Consider the following 20740-nt stretch of genomic DNA (forward strand, 5'->3'; position numbering starts at 1 on the left):
AGCTGCAACGCCGGACGCTGACCGGCCGACCGGCCTTTCGTTCCTGCGAAAATAGCGGGCTTTGCCTACGGGGACCCGTTCCCTCCTGCACGCGCCGCCGGCCCCTCCCGCTCGGCCGTGCCCACCCAGTGCACAGCCTTCGCGGGATGACCCAACACCACCGACTCAACAGCTCACCCCTCGTGGTCCTGCTCCAGCAATGGACGCGGGAAGCCAGTGAGCGGGCCGCGCGTCCGGTGCCAGCCGTCAAGCCCCCCGACGTGGCAGAGCAGCTGAGCCAATGGCTGGGAACCGTGGACGCCGTCCAGCTCAGCCGGGCGCTACACGCGATCGAGACCCTGCCATCGCAGGCAGGCAGTGCACAACGCCCACCCATGGTGCTGAACATGACGGCACTCGCCGGCCTGGTAGCGAAGGTTCGGGCCGATCTCGAAGGCCAGCTGACCACCAGGCCCGCTGCACCCAAACCGCTGCGGGCCCGGGCGGACAACACGCCCGTGGAACTGCCCGACCCGGCGGTGGAGACGGATTTCGCCACCCATGCGCCACGCTATCTGGACCAGCAAAAGCAGATGGAGCTGCGGCTGCAGCCCCTGAGGGCGCAAGTGCGCCAGGCGATCGCACAGGGTACCCCCAAGTTGCGCCAGGTAGCGGCGCTGGACGCCGTCATGGAGCACATGCTGGCACCGCGTGAGCAACGGCTGTGGGCCTTGCTCCCCGCGCATCTGGAGCGCCGACTGGCGCACCGCCATCGGCAACACCAGCACCGGCTGACCGCCCAGGGGCTGACCGATGAGCCTGCGCGCTGGCGGCAGGCAGGAGGCTGGCTGTGGGCCTTCGAACGCGACATGCAGACCCTGCTCACCGCAGAGCTGCAAACGCGCATGGAACCAATTACGGGACTGCTGGAAGCGGCCCAGAACGACACGACAGGACAACAGGAATGAACAAGAGTGTGATGACAGCCATCTTTGCCACAGGCCTCGCGGCCGCTGGCTGGGTGAGCTGGGGTTTTATAGGCCACAGCCCGCTGGCACTGGCAATGACGGTGATGATCGCCGCAACGTACCTGCTGGGAGCCTGGGAGCTGATGCGCTATCGCGCGGCCACCGCCTCGCTGACGCGCGCGCTCGACGCCCGTCAAGAGCCTCCTGCGCTGGAGGCCTGGCTGGAAAGCCTGGACCCGGCACTGCGCCACCCGGTTCGGCAACGCATCGAAGGCGAGAGAGTGGCCTTGCCAGGCCCCGCGCTCACACCCTACCTGGTAGGACTGCTGGTGATGCTGGGCATGCTGGGCACCTTCGTGGGCATGGTGGTGACGTTCCACGGCGCCGTGTTCGCCCTGGAGGCCTCCGGCAACCTGGAATCCATCCGCAACGCACTGGCTGCGCCCATCAAGGGACTGGGCCTGTCGTTTGGTACGTCCGTCGCGGGGGTGGCTACGTCGGCCGCGCTGGGCCTGTTGTCCGCCCTGAGCCGCCGGGAAAGGCTGCAGGCGGTCCGCCAGCTGGATGCAGGCATCCCCACGCTGTTTCGGGCCTTCTCTTCCGCCCAACGGCGTGAGGACACCCTGCAGGCCCTGCAAGCGCAGGCCCAGGCCCTGCCGCTGATTGCCGACCGCCTGCAAGCCATGATGGAGGGGCTGGAGCGCCGCCACAGCCAGCTCAACGACCAGCTGCTGGCGCAACAGCAGGGGTTTCACAAAGAGGCCTCTGCCGCCTACACCCAATTGGCGCAGGCCGTGGGCGCATCGCTGCAAGACAGCCTGAGCACCAGTGCCCAGCAGGCCACTGCCGCCATGCGCCCGGTGGTGGAACAGGCCATGGCGACGCTGGCACAAGAGTCCCAGCGCACCCACGAAAGGCTGCGAGAACACACCAGTCAGCAGCTGCAAAATCTCAGCGCGCAATGGGAGGGCACCGCACGCAAGGTGGCCGACACCTGGGCCCAGGCGCTCGACCAGCAGACGAACACGCAGGGCGCACTGGCAACCCAGTTCGAGGGCGCATTGCAAACACTCACGCAGGCTTTTGACGACCGCTCGAAATCCCTGGTGGACTCCCTGCACGCATCAGCCGCACAGCAACAGGCCGCCCAGGCGGAGGTGGACCAACGGCGACTGCAAGGCTGGGAGCACACCATGCAGGACATGGCCCGCAACCTCGCCGCTGAATGGCAGCGTGCAGGCACCCACACCCTGACCCAACAGCAGGAGGTGGGCCGGGCCTTGGAGCGCACAGCACAGCAGATGGACCGGCAATTGCAGGCCACCACCCAGGCCTTTGCACAGCAGGCCGAAGCACTGGTCACCACGCTGCAAGCCACCGTGGCCGAAGCCCACGCTGCCCAACGGTCTGCGGACGCGCAGCGGCTTGCCGACTGGACCCAGTCCATGCACCAGATGGCCCAGGCAATCAGCGGCGAATGGCAGAGCGCCGGGGCACAGACTGCGGAACAACACCAGGCCACCAGCGCGGCACTCGCCCAAGCCGCCCAGCAGATCGAACACCGCCTGCAGTCCGCCAACAGCGCCTTCGAACAACGCTCAGAGGCCTTGCTGGCTGCCTTGCAAACCACAGCCGCCGATGCCCAGCAGGCACAGCGCGACGCCGACACGCAACGGCTGGCAGACTGGAGCCAGTCCCTGGAGAACCTTGCGCGCACGCTCAGCGCCGGATGGCAGCGCGCCGCCACCCAAACCGTGGAACAACAACGCGCCCTGGTACAGACGCTGGAGGACACCGCCACACAGGTGAGCCAGCAACTGAACGCCCAGGTGGAACGCACCTTGGGCAGCACCACTGCGCTGATGGAGCAATCCGACGCGCTGCTGCGCACACGCATCGACACCGAAGCCCAGTGGGTGCAAGCCCAGGGCCAGCGCATGGAGGCACTGACCCAGGTGTGGCGCGATGAGCTGGTCGCCCTGCGCGATGCCGAAGCCACACGCGGACAGGCAGCTGTAGACCGTCTGGAGACGCTGCAAGCCGCCGTGGCAGAGCACCTGGCCACCCTCGGCGCTGCGCTGGAAGCACCGCTCACGCGCCTGCTGCAGACCGCCTCCGACGTGCCACAGGCAGCAGCCGAAGTCATCACCCAGTTGCGACAGGAAATGACACGCCTGGGCGAGCGCGACAACCTCGCACTGGCTGAGCGCACGGCCATGACGCAGCAGTTGGGCACACTGCTGCAATCCGTGAACGAAGCTGCTGTGCAGCAGCGCGCGGCCATTGACGCCCTGGTGGGCTCGGCCGCCCAGGTACTGGAGCAGGCGGGCCAGCAGTTTGCGCAGGCCCTGGGTGCACAAGCGGGCAAGGTGGACGAGGTCGCTGCGCAAGTGGCCGCCAGCGCCATCGAGTTGTCCAGCCTCGGTGAATCCTTCCAGCACGGCGTGGGCCTGTTCAGCGCCAGCAACGACAAGCTGGTGGAGAGCCTGCAAGGCATGGAGGGCGCGCTTCGCGAGTCTATGGGCCGCAGCGACGAGCAACTGGCCTACTACGTGGCACAGGCCCGCGAGGTGATTGACCTGAGCATCAGCGCACAACAAGGCATCGTCGAAGACCTGCGCCGACTCCATGGCCGAGCCACGGCAGAACAAGGGGTGCCTGCGTGATCGGCGTGGACGACACTCTGGACGATGCCACCGACCAGACGGCACCCGTGTGGGCCGTCTTTGGCGATCTGATGGCGGGGCTGCTGGGTGCTTTTGTGTTGATCCTCGTCGGCGTGCTGGTGGTGCAGATTGACCTGGTGGCCAGCCTGCAGCAAGAAGTGCAAAAGCGCCAGATGGAAGAGCAGCGGCGCATGGCGCTCGAAAAGGCGTTGGCCGTTCCGCTGGCTGCTGGGCGCGTGACGGTGAACAACGGACGCATTGGCATCAGCGGCAGTGTGCTGTTTGCCACCGGCTCGGACGAACTGCGTACCGAGGGACGACAGTTACTCAAAAGCCTGGTCCAGCCATTGGCGGTGTATTTGCGCGAGCGCGATGAAATGCTCATGGTCAGCGGCTTCACCGACAACACCGCGTTGCTGCGCGGCAGCCAGAAACGTTTTGCGGACAACCTGGAGCTGTCGGCCCAGCGGGCCCTCACCGTGACCCGGGCGCTGATTGACGAAGGCATGCCGTCGTCCCAGGTGTTCGCGGCGGCCTTTGGTGCAGAACAACCCGTGGCTGACAACAGTGACGAAAAAGGCCGTGCACAAAACCGCCGCGTGGAGATGGCGCCCGTCCCCAAGGCTGCGCCTCAACGGCCGGCCGAGCCCCCCCGAGCCCCATGACCGATCCCCGCCTGGAGGCCTTGCGCGCAGCAGGCGCGCACCATCACGACCCCGCGCGCTTCCACTATCTGGAAGTGCTGGCACGCCGCCTGCCCGGCCAGCCGGCCGCCGTGCAGCGGCTGCTGGCGCACAAGCTGGAAGCCGCGCTGGCGAGCTACCCCCGGAAGGCGCCCCACACCACGCCATCAACTCGCCACGAACGCCATGCCAACGCGGACTCCGCGCTGGCACAACTGAATCAGTCCTTGGGAATGCCCCGGCACAGCGCCGCCGCGGGCGACCCCTTTGCGATGGACTGCGCTCCATTGCCCGCGCTCAAAAGCGTGCACCAGTTCAGCAAGGCCTGGTCCCACATCGCTGCGGAGCAGCAGGTGGTACATGCCCTGCACCGAGGGCCGGAGAATGCGGGCCCCCTCAACGCGCACAAACTGGTGCTGCGCTCCCTCAGCCTGATGCGCACCCTGTCTCCGGACTATCTGCGCCACTTCATGGCGCACATGGACACGTTGCTGTGGCTGGATCAGGCGAGCCACAAGCCTCCCACCCCCGCCCCCCGCCCAGCACGCAAGGCGCGCAGCAAGCACTGACCCGCCACGGCTGCCGCAAGGCATGCAGAGATCGCCGCTCAGTGCATTCAGATCTCAGTCCAATTATTTCGAATACCAGAATAGTCAATTAAAAACTCAGTGGTTTTTAATTGAACACCATCGGCGTACAGTTCATCCCATCGATGAGCCGAACCCTTCTGGCGACTCACCGAACCCGGAGCGAAGTGATTTTTTGTCATCACTTTGTGCACCTCACACCGGCTTTTTTTGAGACGCTTTTTTATTCAAGGATTTGCATCATGAACAAGACCGTACGCTTCCTCTCCATCGCTGCTGTTGCCGCTTTCGCCTCGTTGGGCGCCCACGCTGACGAAGCCGATGCTTCGCAATTTGCGACCCAATTCGAAACCCAACGCACCCGCGCCGAAGTCCGCGCAGAGGCCGTGGCAGAAGCCAAAACACACAGCATGGAACCTGCTGGCTCGCGCGTTGCCACCTACCAATCCACCGCCGACCGCGCTGCCGTGCGCGCCCAGGCCGCAGAAGCTGTTCGCACGGGCCAGATCTCCCACGGCGAAATCGGCAACGCCATGTAATGCAAGCCGATGCGGGCGTTTCGGCCGCCACCGCCCGGCGCATCCCCTGCGGCGGCGCGAAGGCGTCATCGGCGCACCGCATCACATTGCATCGCCCATGAACGAGCCCCCATTGCGGGGCTTTTTTCATGGGGCATCCTGTTGACGAATCCCAGTAGGGTCTGTCAGGACGGCCCCATGCGGCCTGACGAACGTTCCAGCAGGGTTTCCAGCACCTCGATACGGTGACGATGCCGGGTGGTGATGGCGTAGAAATGCTCCTGCAGCCCGGCGGAGTAGCCCACCTTGACCAGGATGCCCGTGCGCAACTCGTCCTGAACTACCACCTCGGGCAGCACGGTCAGCCAGCCGCTGTCACGGGCGATCAGGCGCAGCATGGCCATGTCGTCCACCTCGGCGCGCAATCGGGGCGTCACCCCGGCCGATGCACACAGGGCTTCAAACTGCGCACGCAGTGCATGGCGGGGGCCAGGCAGCGCCACCTCCATACCCTCCAGGTCTTCAGGTATACGTAACGAGCGCGATTGCCACACGCTGGCAGGGCCGACCAGCGAGATGGACTGGCTGCCGAGAAACTGGCAGTGCAAGGGGCGCTCAGAGTCGGAAGGCACTGACTCATTGGCCAGCACCACGTCCAGCTGGTGCTGCACCAGGCGGGTAATCAACCCCTCCAGCAATCCTGACTCCAGCGTCAGAACCACGGACGGGTCGGCCAGCAAGGGGCGGATCCAGTTCTCCTGGTAGTTGCGGGACAAAGTTGCCACACTGCCCACGCGCAGCCGGGTCACCCCCGACGCGCTGCCCTGCAGGCGCCCCAGCATTTCCTGGCCCAGACCGAAGATGTTCTCGGCATATGCCAGCACCAATTGCCCGGTGTCGGTCAGCAGCAGGCGACGGCCCTCTCGCAAAAACAGCTCCTCGCCCAGGCGCGCTTCGAGCTGCCGGATCTGGGTGGACACCGCAGACTGGGACGTATGCAGCTCTTGCGCTGCCTGCGTAAGGTGTCCCAGCTTGGCCACACGCCAAAAGTAGAACAGGTGGTTGAAGTTGAGTTGATCGAGTCTCATTGTTCTATTTTTAGTATTTTTTTGTTCTTTTCAATGTATTTTACAGAACAATAACCCCGCAGCATGATCGCCCCCAGTCTTTTTTCTGGAGGTTGAGTGATGCCATTTCTTCACGTTTTGTCCCACGCCAGCGCATGGGCACCGGGCATGCTCATGCTGGCCGCCATGGCACTGGCGCTGTGCCACAAAGGCTCGGTTGCCACGTTGTGGCGCTGGATGCTGGTCCTGTCTGGTACCGCCCTGGTAGGCTCGGTCATGGCGGCGATTGCGGCCATGGCTGGCATCGGCCGTCTGGACCTCGCAGACTGGCTCAAGGCGACGCCGATGGGCTTGTGCATGGGGGTTCTGGTGCAACTGCTGGGCACCGTCATCGCAGCGTTTTCTGCGCGGTACCTGGAGGGAGAGCCCGGACAGCCGCGCTACATGGCAGCACTGGCGGGTGTGCTGGCCGCCGTGCACGTGCTGCTGCTGGCAGACCACTGGATCGTCCTGGCCATCGCCTGGGCTCTGGTGGGCTTTGCGCTGCAACACCTGCTGTGCTTCTACCCCGACCGGGCTTTTGCCAGCCTGGCCGCCCACAAGAAGCAGATGGCGGACCGGGTGGCCGACGTATTGCTGGTCGGTGCGGCGGCACTGGCCTGGCTGGAAGTCGGCAGCGGTTCTTTGTCGGCCCTGTGGGCGCACATCGCACGCGACGGCATGTCCCCGTTGCTGCACGCCAGCGCGGTGTTGCTGACCCTGGCCGTGATTTTGCGAACGGCCTTGTTGCCCGTACATGGCTGGCTGATCCAGGTCATGGAGGCGCCCACGCCGGTGTCTGCACTGCTGCACGCAGGCGTGGTCAACCTGGGCGGGTTCGTGCTGATACGGTTCGCCCCCTTGCTGGAAAACGCCGCCGCTGCCCGCGTCGTGCTGGTCATTTTTGGGCTGGGCACGGCCGTACTTGCTGGCATGGTGATGCTGACGCGCATCAGCATCAAGGTGCGACTGGCCTGGTCTACCGTGGCGCAGATGGGGTTCATGCTGCTCGAATGCGGGCTGGGCCTGTACACACTGGCTGCGCTGCACCTCGTGGGCCACTCGTTGTACAAGGCCCACGTGTTTCTGTCGGCGTCCAACGCGGTTCGGCAAGCCCGGCTGCAAGCCATGCACAGCGCAACCCCGCCCACTGCCATCAGCCTGGCGCTGGCACCCGCCGCCGCCACGGCCACCGTGCTGCTGGTGCTGAACCTTGCGGCGGATGCGCCCTGGCCCGCCTGGTGGTCTGCCGTGCTGGGGCTGGCCTGGGCACCGCTGCTCTGGTCGCCTCAGGGCCAAGCCAGTGCCAAGACTGCGGCCTGGCACAGCCTGGCCGGGCTGATGATGGTGGCGGGCCTCACCGCAGCAGCGGTTGCCATCCACCAAGTGCCACTGGGCTTGCGCGATGCTCCGGCGCACGTGCTGGGGTGGCTGGCACTGATCGGACTTTCAGGTCTTTACCTCTTTCTGGCGCTGCTGCAAAGGCAGCCCCACATGCTGCGGACGTGGCGCCGGTGGAGCTATGCGGGGTTCTACATCGACGAGGCGTACACCCGGCTGGCCCTCTACATCTGGCCCAACGCCTGGACACCCCCTGCCCCGCGTGACGCTGTGCACCGTGTAGCAGGCCCCACGTTGCAAAGAGCCGCCCCCTGAACCGCACTGCACCCGGAGAACCCGATGATGGAATCACTGACCGACTGCCCCACCGAGGAGCTCGCGGCGCCAACGCCCACGCACGCCGCGCAGCACCCGGCCTCGCACAACGACATCGACACCGCCTGCGCACAAGCGTGCCAGGCTATCGCACCGGCCTGGCCCCTGGACCGTGCCATTGCAGTCAACCCGCACTGGGCGCGCATCGGCATGCCGGTGCGCCAGGTGGCTGCGCGCATGGCAGCGCTGGGCGGCATTCAGGTCTTTCCCGGGCGCGACCGGCAACTGCAAGCGTGGACGGAAGGACGCATCAGCGCCCAGGACCTTGATCAGGCGATCCGCCAAGTGCCTCAGGCGCAAGCCTGCAGGTTGACGGCCGAAGACTGCGTACAGGCCCTACACAACACCCAGCCTGTGGAGCAGTTGCCGCTGCTGATCGATGTGCTGGACAACGATCCCCACCGCCACACCCGCTTGTCCTGGCGCCAAGCCATCACCCACCAGGTGAGCCAGACTTGTGCCGCGTATTTCGACCAGACACAGGCCGACTGGCAGCCCCAGCGATCCGAGGGCCTGTATGCGTTCTGGCGCGAGACTCTGCAGCACGACCACTCCATCGGCCTGCTGATGGGCTTGCCACACCTCGCCGAGGCCTTGGAGGCCTTGCCCGCCACCCGGGAAGACGCCGAACGCTGGGTACTGCACAGGCTGCGTCTTCCGAAGGCAGTGTGGCCAGACTATCTGGAGTCGGTGCTGCTGACGGTGAATGGCTGGGCTTCGTGGTGCGCCTATCTAGGCTGGCAGGCCCACCTGAACCAGACGACCGACCCGCACCTGCGGGAGTTGCTGGCGATCCGGCTGGCATGGGGTGCGGTTCTACTGCATTGCAAGGACGATGCCGCAGGCACCCATGCCTTCCAGGCGCTGCAACAGGCCTGGGGCCAGGCCCCAGCCTTGTTGCGACGGGCAGAGCAGGCTCTGCTGGTCGACGAAGTGTGGCAAGTAGCTCTGGAATTCGGCTACCAGCGCCAACTGGCTCAGCGGCTGCTCGGTGCCGGCAGTGCCCCGCCCAACCAGCACGAGATCGAGGTGCAAGCCGCTTTTTGTATTGATGTGCGCAGCGAGCCACTGCGGAGGTCCCTGGAGGCCATCTGGCCTGCGGTGCAGACCATCGGGTTTGCGGGATTTTTCGGCCTGCCTCTCGCCTACACACCGCTGGGCACCAGCGCTCGCACGCCCCACCTGCCAGGCCTGTTGGCTCCCGCAGTAGAAGCCACTGACTGCATCGTGCCGTCTACCACCGGGGCGTTGCAGACCGATGCGACGCTGCAAGCAGCAGCTACCAACGCACGCTCCAGGCGCTTTGCGCTGGCCGACCAATGGCTGTCCGCCAGCCGCTGGCCGGGTGCGGCGTTCTCGTTTGTCGAGGCGGCGGGCGTGGGCTATGCGGGCAAGCTGGGCCAATGGCTGCGGCCCTCCCGGCAAGCCAGGGCCAACGATGCGCTGGAAGGACTGCCTGCGCGCTATCGCCCCCTGTGCCGGCCCCAGCTCACGGGGCTGGACATCGGCGCCAAGGCGTCGCTGGCAGCGCGGGTGCTGCGCTCCATGGGGCTGGACGGTTATCTGGCGCCCCTGGTACTGCTGGTAGGGCATGGCAGCCAATCGGCCAACAACGCCCATGCAGCAGCGCTGGACTGCGGTGCATGCTGCGGCCAGACCGGCGAAGTCAGCGCCCGCAGCCTGGCACAACTGCTGAACGAACCTGCCGTGCGTACGGGCCTGGCGGAACAAGGCATCGCCATTCCGGAGTCCACAGCCTTCGTGGCGGCCCTGCACAACACCACAACCGATGAGATCGAGGGCTTTGACCTGGACCTGCTGCCCCCAGCCGCTCGCCAGCGGTGGGACAGCCTACAGCCGGTGCTGCACCATGCCAGTGACCAGGTCCGCAGAGAACGGGCGCCGCACCTGCACATCGACCCACGGGCGCCGCACGATGACCTGCTGAAGCAATTACGCCGGCGCGCCAACGATGGCGCCCAGACACGCCCGGAATGGGGCCTGGCGGGCAACGCAGCCTTCGTCATCGCACCCCGGCACAGGACGCTGGGCGCAGCACTGCAAGGACGCAGCTTTCTGCACGACTATGAAGCCCAGAGAGACCCCGACGGCAGCCTGCTGGAGGCGCTCATGACCGCGCCCATGCTGGTCACCCACTGGATCAACTGGCAGTACCACGCATCCACCTGCGACCCCACACGCCTGGGGAGTGGCAACAAGGTGCTGCACAACGTGGTGGGCGGAAACATCGGCGTCTTTGAAGGCAACGGCGGCGATCTGCGCATCGGCCTGTCGCAGCAGTCGGTGCACGACGGCAAGCGCTGGGTCCACGAACCGCTGAGGTTGACCGTGGTGATTGATGCGCCCCGCCAGTCCATCGACGCAGTGATCCATCAACATGCCGTCGTCAAGCAACTGGTGGACCACGGGTGGCTGCACCTCTGGCGGTGGGAAGGCGCCGACCTGATGCGCTATGACCAGGGTGTCTGGGAGCCGCTGCACACGGAGAACTGGTGATGCACCCCAGTGCACGCCCCTACGCAGACCGCCGCATCGCCTTACTGACCCAGCATGGCAAGGAGCGGGTCATCGCGCCCGCGCTGGAGCCGGGTCTGGGTTGCACGATTGAACATGTCAGCGGGTTCGATACCGACCTGCTGGGCACCTTCACCCGCGAAACGGCACGTGCGGGCTCGCAACTGGATGCAGCACGGCGCAAAGCCCGCAAGGGCATGGAGCTTTCCGGCCTCGATGCCGGCCTGGCCAGCGAGGGCAGCTTTGGTCCCGATCCGTTCACAGGAATGGTGCCCTGGAACGTGGAGCTGATCGCCTGGCTGGACGACCGCATGGGCATCGAAGTCGTCGGCATGGCACAAGGGCCTGCGCGCAGCGGGCACCTGCTGAGCGATGACTGGAGTGCCGTGGAGGCATTTGCGCAGCGCGAGGGCTTCCCGCAGCACCGGCTGGTGCTGCGCCCGGAGAGCCAGGACGACACCCGCATGCACAAAGGCATCGCGGACTGGGACCGGCTGCGGCACTGCTTCGATGCCTGCCAAGCCCAGGCCAGCAACCGCCAGGTCTTTGTGGAGACGGACCTGAGGGCCTTTGCCAACCCCACCCGCATGCGCCTCATCGAGCAAGCTGCGCAGGACTTGCTGCAGCGATTGCAGTCCAGCTGCCCGGCCTGCAACACCCCGGGTTACTGGGTCACCGAACGCATACCGGGGCTTGCCTGCTCTGCCTGCGGACGGCCTACCGCGTCCTGCCGCGCTGAGGTATGGTCGTGCCCACGGTGCGAATACCAATCCAGGGTGAACAAAGCCACGCGGGCATTGGCAGATCCTCGCCACTGCGCGTATTGCAATCCCTGACTTGCAATCACAGCGGTCCCGCGTTCAGCACAGTGGTTTGAACACTGACCGGCGAGGCATCACAAAGCAAACAACAACTGGCCAATCGATCAGTCAGTTGTTGGTAAAAAACGGGGTGTTCAACAGCTCACTCCACAGTAACGCTCTTGGCCAAATTTCGGGGCTTATCGACATCCGTCCCCCGCGCGCAGGCCGTATGGTACGCCAGCAGCTGCAGCGGCACCACGTGCAGCAGCGGGCTCAACGCGCCGTAGTGCTCGGGCATGCGGATCACGTGGATGCCTTCGCTGCTTTCGATGTGGGTGTCGCCGTCGGCCAGCACGTACAGCACGCCGGCGCGGGCGCGCACCTCCTGCATGTTGCTCTTGAGCTTTTCCAAGAGGGCGTCGTTAGGCGCTACCGTCACCACCGGCATGGCGCTGGTCACCAGGGCCAGGGGGCCGTGCTTGAGTTCACCGGCCGGGTAGGCCTCGGCGTGGATGTAGCTGATTTCCTTGAGCTTGAGCGCGCCCTCCAGTGCGATGGGGTAATGCAGCCCTCGGCCCAGAAAGAGCGCGTTTTCCATACGCGCAAAGTCTTCAGCCCAGCTGATGAGCTGGGGTTCGAGCGCCAGCACGGCCTGCAGGGCCACGGGCAGGTGGCGCATGGCCTTGAGGTGGGCGGCCTCCTGCTCTTCACACAGGCGGCCCTTGCTCTGCGCCAGGGCCAGCGTCAACAAGAACAGGCCTGCCAGCTGCGTGGTGAAGGCCTTGGTGCTGGCCACGCCAATCTCGACCCCAGCGCGGGTGATGTAGGCCAACTTGCATTCGCGCACCATGGCGCTGGTGGCGACGTTGCAGATGGTGAGTGTGTGGTGCATGCCCAACGACTGCGCATGGCGCAGTGCCGCCAGGGTGTCGGCGGTTTCGCCGCTTTGGCTGATGGTGACGACCAGTGTGCGCGGGTTGGGCACGCTGGTGCGGTAGCGGTATTCGCTGGCCACTTCCACCTGGGTGGGGATGCCCGCGATTTCTTCGAGCCAGTATTTGGCGGTGCAGCCGCTGTAGTAGCTGGTGCCGCAGGCCAGGATGAGCACGTTGTCGATTTCCTTGAACACGCGCCAGGCGGCGGCGCCGGGCTCGCCATGCTGGCCCGCGCCATCAAACAGCTCGGGCACGATGCCGGCCAGGCCTTCCAGCGTGTCGGCAATCGCGCGGGGCTGCTCGAAGATTTCCTTTTGCATGTAGTGGCGATACGGCCCCAGCTCGGCAGCGCCGCTGTGGGCCTGCACGGTGCGCACGGGGCGCTGCCCGGTGGTTAGCGCATTGCCGTCCTTGCCCACGATCCAGTAGCGGCCCAGCTGCAGGTCCACCAGATCGCCCTCTTCCAGATAGACGATCTGGTCGGTGACGCCCGCCAGAGCCATGGCGTCGCTGGCCAGAAAATGCTCACGCGATGACGAGGCGCCGGTTGCGTCCTTGCCCACGCCCAGGATCAACGGAGACCCGGCGCGTGCCCCCACCACACGGTGGGGTTCGTCCTTGTGCATGACCGCGATGGCGTAGGCACCATGCAGTTCGACCACGGTGGCCCGCACGGCGTCGAACAGGTCGCCGCTGTAATGGCTGTCCACCAGGTGGGCGATGACCTCGGTGTCGGTCTGGCTTGCAAACACATAGCCGCGTGCCTGCAGGCGGGCGCGCAGTTCTTCGTGGTTCTCGATGATGCCGTTGTGCACCAGCGCCACCCGGCCTGCGGCGTGCGCATGGGCGTCTGCGCCCGTGCCGTGGCTGAAATGCGGATGGGCGTTGTGCACGGCGGGCGCGCCGTGGGTGGCCCAGCGGGTGTGGGCAATGCCGGTGGCGCCGTCGATGTGCTCGGTGCTTACCTGGTCCAGCAGCTCGGCCACGCGGGCGGTGCTGCGGGCGCGCTGCAGGCCGGCAGGGCGCGTGGCGTCCAGGCTGGACGCATGCACGGCCACGCCGCAGGAGTCATAGCCCCGGTATTCAAGCCGCTGCAGGCCCTGCACGAGGATGGGAACGATGTTGCGCGTGGAGACTGCGCCGACGATGCCGCACATGGTGGTTGCCTTTGGTTGGAATGTGATGGGATGCGGCGATGGTAGGCAGCGCCTCAAAAAATTATTGATTGATATTTTCAGCAATGTGAACTTTAATTTCACCAATCATCAGTAGTGAAATTTTTGTTCATTTTTTGACTTTCAATGGAATCCATAACACTCGACGCCATTGACCTGCAACTGCTCAACCTGTTGCAGACCGATGCCGCGCAAAGCAACCAAGCCCTGGCCGAACAGGTGCACGTGTCGCCCCCCACCTGCCTGCGCCGCGTCAAGCGACTGCACGATGCGGGGCTGATCGAGCGGCAGGTAGCCATCCTGCAGCCCGACCGGCTGGCGGCCCTGCAAGGCCACGGGCTGGCGTGCATCGTGGAGGTGTCGCTGGACCGCCAGGGGGCCGAACAGCTCGACGCCTTCGAAGCCCGCGCCGTGCAGGAGGCAGCCGTGCAGCAGTGCTGGCGCGTCTCGCCCGGGCCCGACTTTGTGCTGGTGGTGCACACGCGGGACATGCCGGGCTACCTGGCGCTGTCGCAGCGGCTGTTTACCGGCGATGCCAACGTGCGCAATGTGAAGGCGTTCTTTGCGACCCGACGGGCCAAATTTGAGACCAATGTGCCGGTAGCGCTAGATTGACATGCGCTAGCTGCTATCGATTTATTAGCAAAATCACCTGCATCCTCATCGGCGCCCTCTCACCACCTCGCCCCTCAGCCCCACCCCTGACAGGCCCGGCAGTGCATACCACCACCCAGCAGCGTCATCCATGCGACTCATGGGAATGGCCCACGGTCATTTCTTGCTGGTATCGCCTGACCGGGCGTTGTAAGCTCCCCCGCAGTTTCAACCTACCTGGCCGGTGAATGCCCGCGTGGCAGCACCGCCCCTCCCCTGCCCCCCATGCCGACGCCCCGCCGCCAGATGCCCCGCCGCATCTACCCCTTGCGCATCCTGGGCATGGGGCTGGGCGGCATGGTGGTGGCGACGGTGCTGTGGGAGCGCCAGGCATCTCCCACGGCCTGGACGGCGCTGCTGCTGGCCACGCTGGTGTGGCCGCACGTGGCCTACCTGCTCACACGCCGCGCGGCCGACCCGTACGCCGCCGAGGTGCGCAACCTGCTCATCGACTCGGCGCTGGTCGCTGCGCTGGTGCCGCTGATGCACTTCAACCTGCTGCCCAGCGTGATGCTGCTCACCCTGACCATGGTGGACAAGATCACCACTGGCATCCGGGGGCTGTGGGTGCGCGCCCTGTGGGTGATGCTGGCGGCCGGTGTGGCCAGCACTGCGGTCATGGGGCTGCACTGGGCGCCCGAGACCTCCATGCGCGTGATGGTGGCCTGCCTGCCGGTGATGTCGCTGCACACGTTGTCGGTCAGCGCCGTCAGCTACCAACTCATCCGGCAGTCCGCGCGCCAGAACCAGATGCTGGACGAACTGCGCCGCGTGGACGCACTGACCGGCCTGTTCGGGCGCGGCCACTGGCAAGAGCAGGCAGAGGCCGCACTGCGCAGCCACCACACCACCGACGAGCCCGCCTGCATGCTGATGCTGGACATCGACCATTTCAAGGAGATCAACGACGCCTACGGCCACACCGTGGGTGATGAGGTCATCCGCGCGCTGGCGCATGTGGTGCGGGGCAATGTGCGCGCCGGTGACTGCGCGGGGCGCTATGGCGGGGACGAATTCGCCATCGTGCTGCCCGGCATGCATGCGCGCGACGCCCTGGCCATTGCCCAGCGCATCCGCGAGCAGACAGAAGGTGTGCGCCTGCGCAGCCTGCCCGAACTGCGCATCACCAGCAGCATCGGCGTGGCCCCGGCCGACCACCGCCACAGCAGCCTGCGTGCGTGGATCGACGCTGCCGACGCAGCGCTGTACGTCGCCAAAAACGGCGGACGCAATCAAGTGGCGGGGTGCATGGAGCCAGCGCTGGTGCCGGCGGTGTAGCAGCCAGCACTGCGGCCGGCTTTAGGACTCCTTGGCGACTGCTGGATTCACCGGCCAACTCACCCGCACCGTGCAACCAGCGCCCGGCACCGCCGTCGCGCTGATCTGTGCGCCGTGGCGCTGCGCAATGGCGCGGCACAGTGCGAGCCCCGTGCCCACCCCCTCGAACTCCATCTCGCGGTGCAGGCGCTGGAACACGCCGAACAAGCTGCCCGCGCGCGCCGGGTCAAAGCCCACGCCGTTGTCCTGCACCGTGAAGGCAACCTGGCCCGCCGGTGCTGCATCCGCCAACACCGTGATGCACGGCTGAGCCACGGGGCGGGTGAACTTGAGGGCGTTGCCCAGCAGCTGCACCAGCAGATCCTGCAGTAGCGCGGGGTCGGCTTGCAGCGTGGGCAGGTCGGCAGCCACACGCCACTCCACAGCGCGCCCCGCTTCGGCTGGGGCCAGTGTGGCGCGCGCTTGGGCCACGGCATCGGCCAGCGGCACGGGCTGCAGGCGCAGCGGTGCCCGGCTGGTGCGCACCAGGGCTTGCAGCCCATCGATCATGAGCCCCATGCGGCGGGCGGACTGGTCCATGGTGGCGAGGAAGCCCAGGGCCTCTTGCACCTCGGCGCCCTGCACCACCTCGGGCGGCAGGTCGCCCAGTACCTCGCGCACCAGCGTGCCGTATGACGTCACATGCCGCAGCGGCGCACGCAGGTCGTGCGAGACGGCGCGCAAGAACTCCTCCTGCGCCGCCGCCATGTCGGCCGCCTGCTGCTGGCTGCGGGCCAGTTCGGCGCGCAGTTGCTGCAGTTCGTGATCGATGCTGGAGCCTGACTCGTTCATGGCTTGGGTTGCTTGGCGGGGCGATTCCAGTTGGCAATGCTCACCTGCTTGCCCCGCGCCACGCTCAGCGCGCCGGGCGCCGTGCTCTTGGTGATGGTGCTGCCGCCCCCCACCGTGCCGCCTGCGCCAATGGTCACGGGCGCCACCAGCACGCAGTTGCTGCCAATGTGCACATCGGCCTCGATCACCGTGCGGTGCTTGTTGGCGCCGTCGTAGTTGGCGGTGATGCTGCCCGCGCCGTAGTTCACGCGCTCGCCCACGGTGGCGTCGCCCAGGTAGGCCAGGTGGTTGGCCTTGGCGCCGTCGGCCAGTGTGCTGTTCTTCACTTCCACAAAGTTGCCGATGTGCACTTCGCGGCCCAGTTGCGCGCCGGGGCGCAGGCGGGCAAAGGGGCCAATCAGCGCGCCCTCGCCCACCGTGGCACCAGCCTTTTCGCCGTCGATGTGGGTATAGGGGTGGATGACTGCGCCTGCCGCAATGCGTGCGTTGGCGATGCAGCAGTTCGCGCCAATGCTCACGCCCTCGCCCAGTTCCACGCGGCCGGTGAAGACGCAATTCACGTCAATCTCCACGTCCTGGCCACAGACCAGTTCGCCGCGCACGCCAGTGCGGGTGTCGTCGCGCAGGTCAAAGCGCGCGGGGTCGGCCAGGCGCACACCTTGCTCCATCAAGGCGCGGGCCTGACGCAGTTGGTGGGCACGCTCCAACTCGGCCAGTTGCAGCGGGCTGTTGACGCCCGCCACCTGCAGCGCGTCGGTGATGCGGTGGGCCACCACGGGCACGCCGTCGGCCACGGCCATGGCGACGATGTCGGTGAGGTAGTACTCGCCCTGGGCGTTGTTATTGGTCAGCCGCGCCAGCCAGGGCGTGAGCCGCCGCGCGGGCACGGCCATGATGCCGCTGTAGACCTCGGTGATGGCGCGCTGGTCTTCGGTGGCGTCCTTGTGCTCGACGATGCCTTGCACGGCGCCGTCGGCGTTGCGCACGATGCGGCCGTAGCCCGTGGGGTCGGGCAGGGTCACCGTCAGCAGGGCCAGCTTGTCGCCTTCGCTGACCGCCACCAGCGCGCGCAGGGTGTCGGCCTGCGTCAGCGGCACATCCCCCGACAGCACCACGGCCGTGCCGTCGTCCCGCAGGTGGGGCACGGCTTGCTGCACGGCATGGCCGGTGCCCAGTTGTGGCTCCTGCCGCACGAATTTCAAGTCAAAAGTGCTGGTAGCGCTAGTCGCGCTTGCGGTAGCTGCTTCTACTTCTGTAGCACCATGGCCGGTGATGACGATGGCGCTGCGTGCCTGCAGGTGCGCGGCCTGGTCCAGCACGTGGTGCAGCAGCGGGCGCCCGGCCAGGCGCTGCAGCACTTTGGGGATGCGGCTTTTCATGCGCGTGCCTTTGCCGGCCGCCATGATGAGGATGTCGATTGGGGTCATGAAAATGGAAGGGAGGTTGCGCAGCACAAGCCCGGCGCGCGGGCATTGACTGGATTATCGGCTGCGGCCCATGGAGCGCAAAATGCTACATAAACAATAGCTGCCAGCGCATGATTGACTATCGCTTGCGGCCTATTTGAACCAAAACCTGGCGCTACAACAGCGGCATCAGCCGGGGCGGCGTGTCGTAGTACTCGGCAATGCGCGCCAGCGCGCGGGTGTTGAGCAGGCGCAGCCGCCCGTTTTTCAGCTCGTGCAGGCCCAACTGGGCCAGGCGCCGCAGCGTCTTGTTGGTGTGCACCAGCGACAGCCCGAGCGCATCGGCAATGTGCTGCTGGTTGAGCGGAAAGCCCACCGAACCATCTTCCACCAGCCCGATGCGGTCGAGCCGCCGGTACAGGTGCATCAGCAGCATGGCCACGCGCTCGGTGGCGTTGCGGCGGCCGGCGGTGAGCAGGTTGTCGTCCACATGGCCCTCCTCGTGCGCCGACAGCCAGGTGATGTCGTAGCCCAGACGCGGGTGTTCACGGAACAGCGCCCACAGGCTGTCGTTCTGGAACACGCACAGCGAGCAGTCGGTCAGCGCCTCGATGCCGTGCGCCGATACATCACCAAACTCCTGCTGCAACCCGACCAGATCGCCGGGCAGCAAGAAGTTGAGGATCTGGCGGCGCCCGTCGCTCAGCGTCTTGTAGCGAAACGCCCAGCCGGAATACAGCGTGAACAGCTTGGCGTTGGTCTGGTTCTCGCGCACCAGCGCACCGCCGGCTTCCACCGCCATGGTCTCGCTGCGAAAGCCCTGGATGAAGTCCAGCACCTCCGGCTTCACGGCGGTGAATGCACCGGTCTTGCGCAGCCGGCAATTGCTGCAGGCCGGAGGACAGACATGGGCGGGCAAGGTGGCGTTCATGAAGGAGCGATTCTAGGGACGGGAATCATGCCGAAACAGCTCGTTGCAACAAAGCTGCACGCGATGTGCCATCGCTGTCGCCTCTATGTCTTTTGACATTGCGCGGGCACCTTGCGCCCCCTACATTGGGCTGCATCTATGAATCTATCCCCCGCCCTGTACGAGGTGCTCTACGTGAGCACCATCGCCCCCGATCAACCGCTGAGCGTGGTGGCCGAAATTGCGGGGCGCGCGCGCTTTGTGAATGCCGAACTGGGCATCACGGGCCTGCTGATCTTTGACGGACAGCGCTTTTGCCAGCAGCTGGAGGGCCCGCAAAAAGCCGTGCTCAAGCTCATCGAGCGCATCCGCAACGACCCCCGCCACATCAACGTCGAGGTGTTGCACCACGGCCCTCTGGCGGGGCGGCGATTCCAGCACTTCAGCCTGGCATTCAGCACCGTGGAAGACGTAGATGCACTGGCCCGCATGGAACTGCTGGATGGGGATGCGGCGCTCGCCGCGTTCGAGGCCGTGCGGGGCGAGCTGGTGCTCTGACCCGCCGCCTCGCACCGCTTTCAACTAAGAGCGGCTAACAAAACACAGCGAAGCGGTTCTGGCCAGGCGCTGTGTCGCAGGCAGTACGAGCAGTACGACAAGACACAGCAACGACGCCAGAAGAGTTTTGTTAGCCGCTCTAAACCATTCCTAGGTCCAGCGCCGCAGGATCAGCGTAGCGTTGACGCCGCCAAACCCAAAGCCGTTGAGCATGGCATGCGTCAGGGCCATGGGCCGGGGCCGCAGCGCCACCAGGTCCAGCCCGTCGGCCAACGCATCGGGCTGGTGCAGGTTCAGCGTGCCGGGCACCACCTGGTCGCGCAGCGCCAGCGTCGTGAAGATGGCGGCCACCGCGCCTGCTGCGCCCAGCAGGTGCCCGGTGGCCGACTTGGTGGAGCTGATGGCCACCGGCGCGTTCGCACCAAACACCCGCCGGATGGCGGCCAGCTCGCCCCGGTCGCCCACGCCGGTGGAGGTGGCGTGCGCGTTCAGGTGCTGCACGTCCTGAGCCGTGAGGCCCGCCTGCGCCAGCGCGGCCTGCATGCTGCGCGCGGCGCCGTCACCGTCTTCGGGGCCGGAGGTGATGTGGTACGCGTCGGCCGACGTGCCGTAGCCCACCAGCTCGGCCAGCGGCGTGGCGCCGCGCGCCAGCGCGTGGTCCAGCGCCTCGATCACCAGCATGCCTGCGCCCTCGCCCATCACAAAGCCGTCGCGCTGCGCATCGAACGGGCGCGATGCCTGATCAGGCGTGTCGTTGAACGCCGTACCCAAGGCCTTGGCCGCCGCAAAACCGCCCAGGCTCACACGGTCGATAGCGGCCTCGCTGCCGCCGCACACGGCCACATCGGCCTCGCCGCTGCGAATCAGGCGCGCGGCATCGCCAATCGCCTGCACGCTGGCGGCGCACGCGGTGACCGGTGCCCCCAGCGGTCCCTTGAGCCCGTGGCGGATCGACACCTGCCCCGCCGCCAGATTGACCAGGAACGACGGCACCGTGAACGGCGACAGCCGCTGCGGCCCGCGCGTGTCGGTGGTGCGCACGGCCTCGGCAATCGCACCAAAGCCGCCGATGCCCGAGGCGATCACCGTGGCCGTGCGCTCACGCGCCCGCTCGTCGGCCGGCGGCCAGCCCGCCTGGGCCAGCGCCTGCTGCGCAGCGCCCAGGGCAAAGGGGATGAAGCGGTCCATCTTGCGCTGGTCTTTGGACGAGACGATGGCGTCCACATCCCAGCCGCCCTCGGGGTCTTGCGCTGCATCGGGCACCCGCCCCGCGACCTTGGCGGCGATGCCCTCGGTCACCGCGTCCGGCAGGCGCGACAGGCCGGAGCGCCCGGCCAGCAGGCGCTGCCAGGCCAGCTCCACGCTACAGCCCAACGGCGACACCAGGCCCATGCCCGTGACCACCACGCGGCGCATCAGGCCACTCCCTTGT

Annotated in this window: 17 protein-coding genes; 11 read left to right on the forward strand and 6 right to left on the reverse strand. The window is 66.4% G+C overall.

Going from position 1 to position 20740, the window contains the following annotated elements:
- Nucleotides 1-146: 146 nt before the first annotated feature.
- From ACODSM_RS11520 to ACODSM_RS11540, 5 genes are all read left to right on the forward strand, one after another.
- Nucleotides 147-947, forward strand: a complete 801-nt coding sequence (locus tag ACODSM_RS11520; RefSeq protein WP_488805350.1) for a DUF3348 family protein — start codon at nucleotides 147-149, stop codon at nucleotides 945-947.
- A complete protein-coding gene (locus ACODSM_RS11525) occupies nucleotides 944-3613 on the forward strand; it encodes a DUF802 domain-containing protein (protein ID WP_488805351.1) in 2670 nt (889 codons plus the stop codon). The genes ACODSM_RS11520 and ACODSM_RS11525 overlap by 4 nt, the downstream gene beginning before the upstream one ends.
- Nucleotides 3610-4278, forward strand: a complete 669-nt coding sequence (locus ACODSM_RS11530) for an OmpA family protein (RefSeq protein ID WP_488805352.1) — start codon at nucleotides 3610-3612, stop codon at nucleotides 4276-4278. The genes ACODSM_RS11525 and ACODSM_RS11530 overlap by 4 nt, the downstream gene beginning before the upstream one ends.
- Nucleotides 4275-4865, forward strand: a complete 591-nt coding sequence (locus tag ACODSM_RS11535; RefSeq protein ID WP_488805353.1) for a DUF2894 domain-containing protein — start codon at nucleotides 4275-4277, stop codon at nucleotides 4863-4865. The genes ACODSM_RS11530 and ACODSM_RS11535 overlap by 4 nt, the downstream gene beginning before the upstream one ends.
- A 260-nt stretch (nucleotides 4866-5125) precedes the next feature.
- Nucleotides 5126-5422: a DUF4148 domain-containing protein gene (locus ACODSM_RS11540; RefSeq protein WP_488805354.1), complete on the forward strand. Its 297-nt coding sequence runs from the start codon at nucleotides 5126-5128 to the stop codon at nucleotides 5420-5422.
- 164 nt (nucleotides 5423-5586) lie between these two features.
- Here ACODSM_RS11540 and ACODSM_RS11545 read toward each other — a convergent pair whose 3' ends face one another.
- Nucleotides 5587-6489, reverse strand: a complete 903-nt coding sequence (locus ACODSM_RS11545; RefSeq protein WP_488805355.1) for a LysR family transcriptional regulator — start codon at nucleotides 6487-6489, stop codon at nucleotides 5587-5589.
- A gap of 99 nt (nucleotides 6490-6588) precedes the next feature.
- Here ACODSM_RS11545 and ACODSM_RS11550 point away from each other — a divergent pair, with 99 nt between their 5' ends.
- Genes ACODSM_RS11550 through ACODSM_RS11560 form a run of 3 tightly spaced genes read left to right on the forward strand, consistent with a single transcriptional unit; the run spans nucleotide 6589 to nucleotide 11594 of the window.
- Nucleotides 6589-8163 carry an NADH-quinone oxidoreductase subunit L gene (locus ACODSM_RS11550; protein ID WP_488805356.1) on the forward strand — a complete coding sequence of 525 codons (1575 nt, stop codon included), beginning with the start codon at nucleotides 6589-6591 and terminating at the stop codon, nucleotides 8161-8163.
- A 24-nt stretch (nucleotides 8164-8187) separates the two neighbouring features.
- Nucleotides 8188-10740 carry a YbcC family protein gene (locus ACODSM_RS11555; RefSeq protein WP_488805357.1) on the forward strand — a complete coding sequence of 851 codons (2553 nt, stop codon included), beginning with the start codon at nucleotides 8188-8190 and terminating at the stop codon, nucleotides 10738-10740.
- Nucleotides 10740-11594 carry a DUF6671 family protein gene (locus ACODSM_RS11560; RefSeq protein ID WP_488805358.1) on the forward strand — a complete coding sequence of 285 codons (855 nt, stop codon included), beginning with the start codon at nucleotides 10740-10742 and terminating at the stop codon, nucleotides 11592-11594. The genes ACODSM_RS11555 and ACODSM_RS11560 overlap by 1 nt, the downstream gene beginning before the upstream one ends.
- Before the next feature lie 127 nt (nucleotides 11595-11721).
- Here the strand turns inward: ACODSM_RS11560 and glmS are convergent, their stop codons facing one another.
- On the reverse strand, nucleotides 11722-13653 hold the full coding sequence (glmS, locus tag ACODSM_RS11565) for a glutamine--fructose-6-phosphate transaminase (isomerizing) (RefSeq protein ID WP_488805359.1): 1932 nt from the start codon (nucleotides 13651-13653) through the stop codon (nucleotides 11722-11724).
- A gap of 144 nt (nucleotides 13654-13797) precedes the next feature.
- Between glmS and ACODSM_RS11570 the strand changes: the two genes are divergently transcribed.
- Together ACODSM_RS11570 and ACODSM_RS11575 are read left to right on the forward strand one after the other, a co-directional pair.
- Nucleotides 13798-14286, forward strand: coding sequence for an Lrp/AsnC family transcriptional regulator (locus ACODSM_RS11570; RefSeq protein ID WP_488805360.1), 489 nt, complete (start codon nucleotides 13798-13800; stop codon nucleotides 14284-14286).
- A gap of 264 nt (nucleotides 14287-14550) precedes the next feature.
- Nucleotides 14551-15603, forward strand: a complete 1053-nt coding sequence (locus tag ACODSM_RS11575) for a diguanylate cyclase (RefSeq protein ID WP_488805361.1) — start codon at nucleotides 14551-14553, stop codon at nucleotides 15601-15603.
- A 21-nt stretch (nucleotides 15604-15624) separates the two neighbouring features.
- Here the strand turns inward: ACODSM_RS11575 and ACODSM_RS11580 are convergent, their stop codons facing one another.
- The 3 genes from ACODSM_RS11580 to ACODSM_RS11590 all read right to left on the reverse strand — a co-directional run bounded on the left by ACODSM_RS11580 (nucleotide 15625) and on the right by ACODSM_RS11590 (nucleotide 18771).
- Nucleotides 15625-16434: a sensor histidine kinase gene (locus ACODSM_RS11580; RefSeq protein WP_488805362.1), complete on the reverse strand. Its 810-nt coding sequence runs from the start codon at nucleotides 16432-16434 to the stop codon at nucleotides 15625-15627.
- Nucleotides 16431-17861 carry a bifunctional UDP-N-acetylglucosamine diphosphorylase/glucosamine-1-phosphate N-acetyltransferase GlmU gene (gene glmU, locus ACODSM_RS11585; protein WP_488805363.1) on the reverse strand — a complete coding sequence of 477 codons (1431 nt, stop codon included), beginning with the start codon at nucleotides 17859-17861 and terminating at the stop codon, nucleotides 16431-16433. The genes ACODSM_RS11580 and glmU overlap by 4 nt, the downstream gene beginning before the upstream one ends.
- A gap of 154 nt (nucleotides 17862-18015) precedes the next feature.
- Nucleotides 18016-18771 (reverse strand): Crp/Fnr family transcriptional regulator, encoded by a 756-nt coding sequence (locus ACODSM_RS11590; RefSeq protein WP_110960304.1) that lies wholly within the window; start codon nucleotides 18769-18771, stop codon nucleotides 18016-18018.
- 138 nt (nucleotides 18772-18909) lie between these two features.
- On the opposite strand from ACODSM_RS11590, the gene ACODSM_RS11595 reads away from it, so the two are divergent.
- The gene (locus ACODSM_RS11595) at nucleotides 18910-19308 is read left to right on the forward strand and encodes a BLUF domain-containing protein (RefSeq protein WP_488805364.1); all 399 of its coding nucleotides are present in this window, start codon (nucleotides 18910-18912) and stop codon (nucleotides 19306-19308) included.
- 150 nt (nucleotides 19309-19458) lie between these two features.
- Here the strand turns inward: ACODSM_RS11595 and fabF are convergent, their stop codons facing one another.
- On the reverse strand, nucleotides 19459-20724 hold the full coding sequence (gene fabF, locus ACODSM_RS11600) for a beta-ketoacyl-ACP synthase II (protein ID WP_488805365.1): 1266 nt from the start codon (nucleotides 20722-20724) through the stop codon (nucleotides 19459-19461).
- Between the last annotated feature and the right edge of the window lie 16 nt (nucleotides 20725-20740).

It is taken from the genome of Acidovorax sp. FG42 (genome assembly GCF_057809195.1).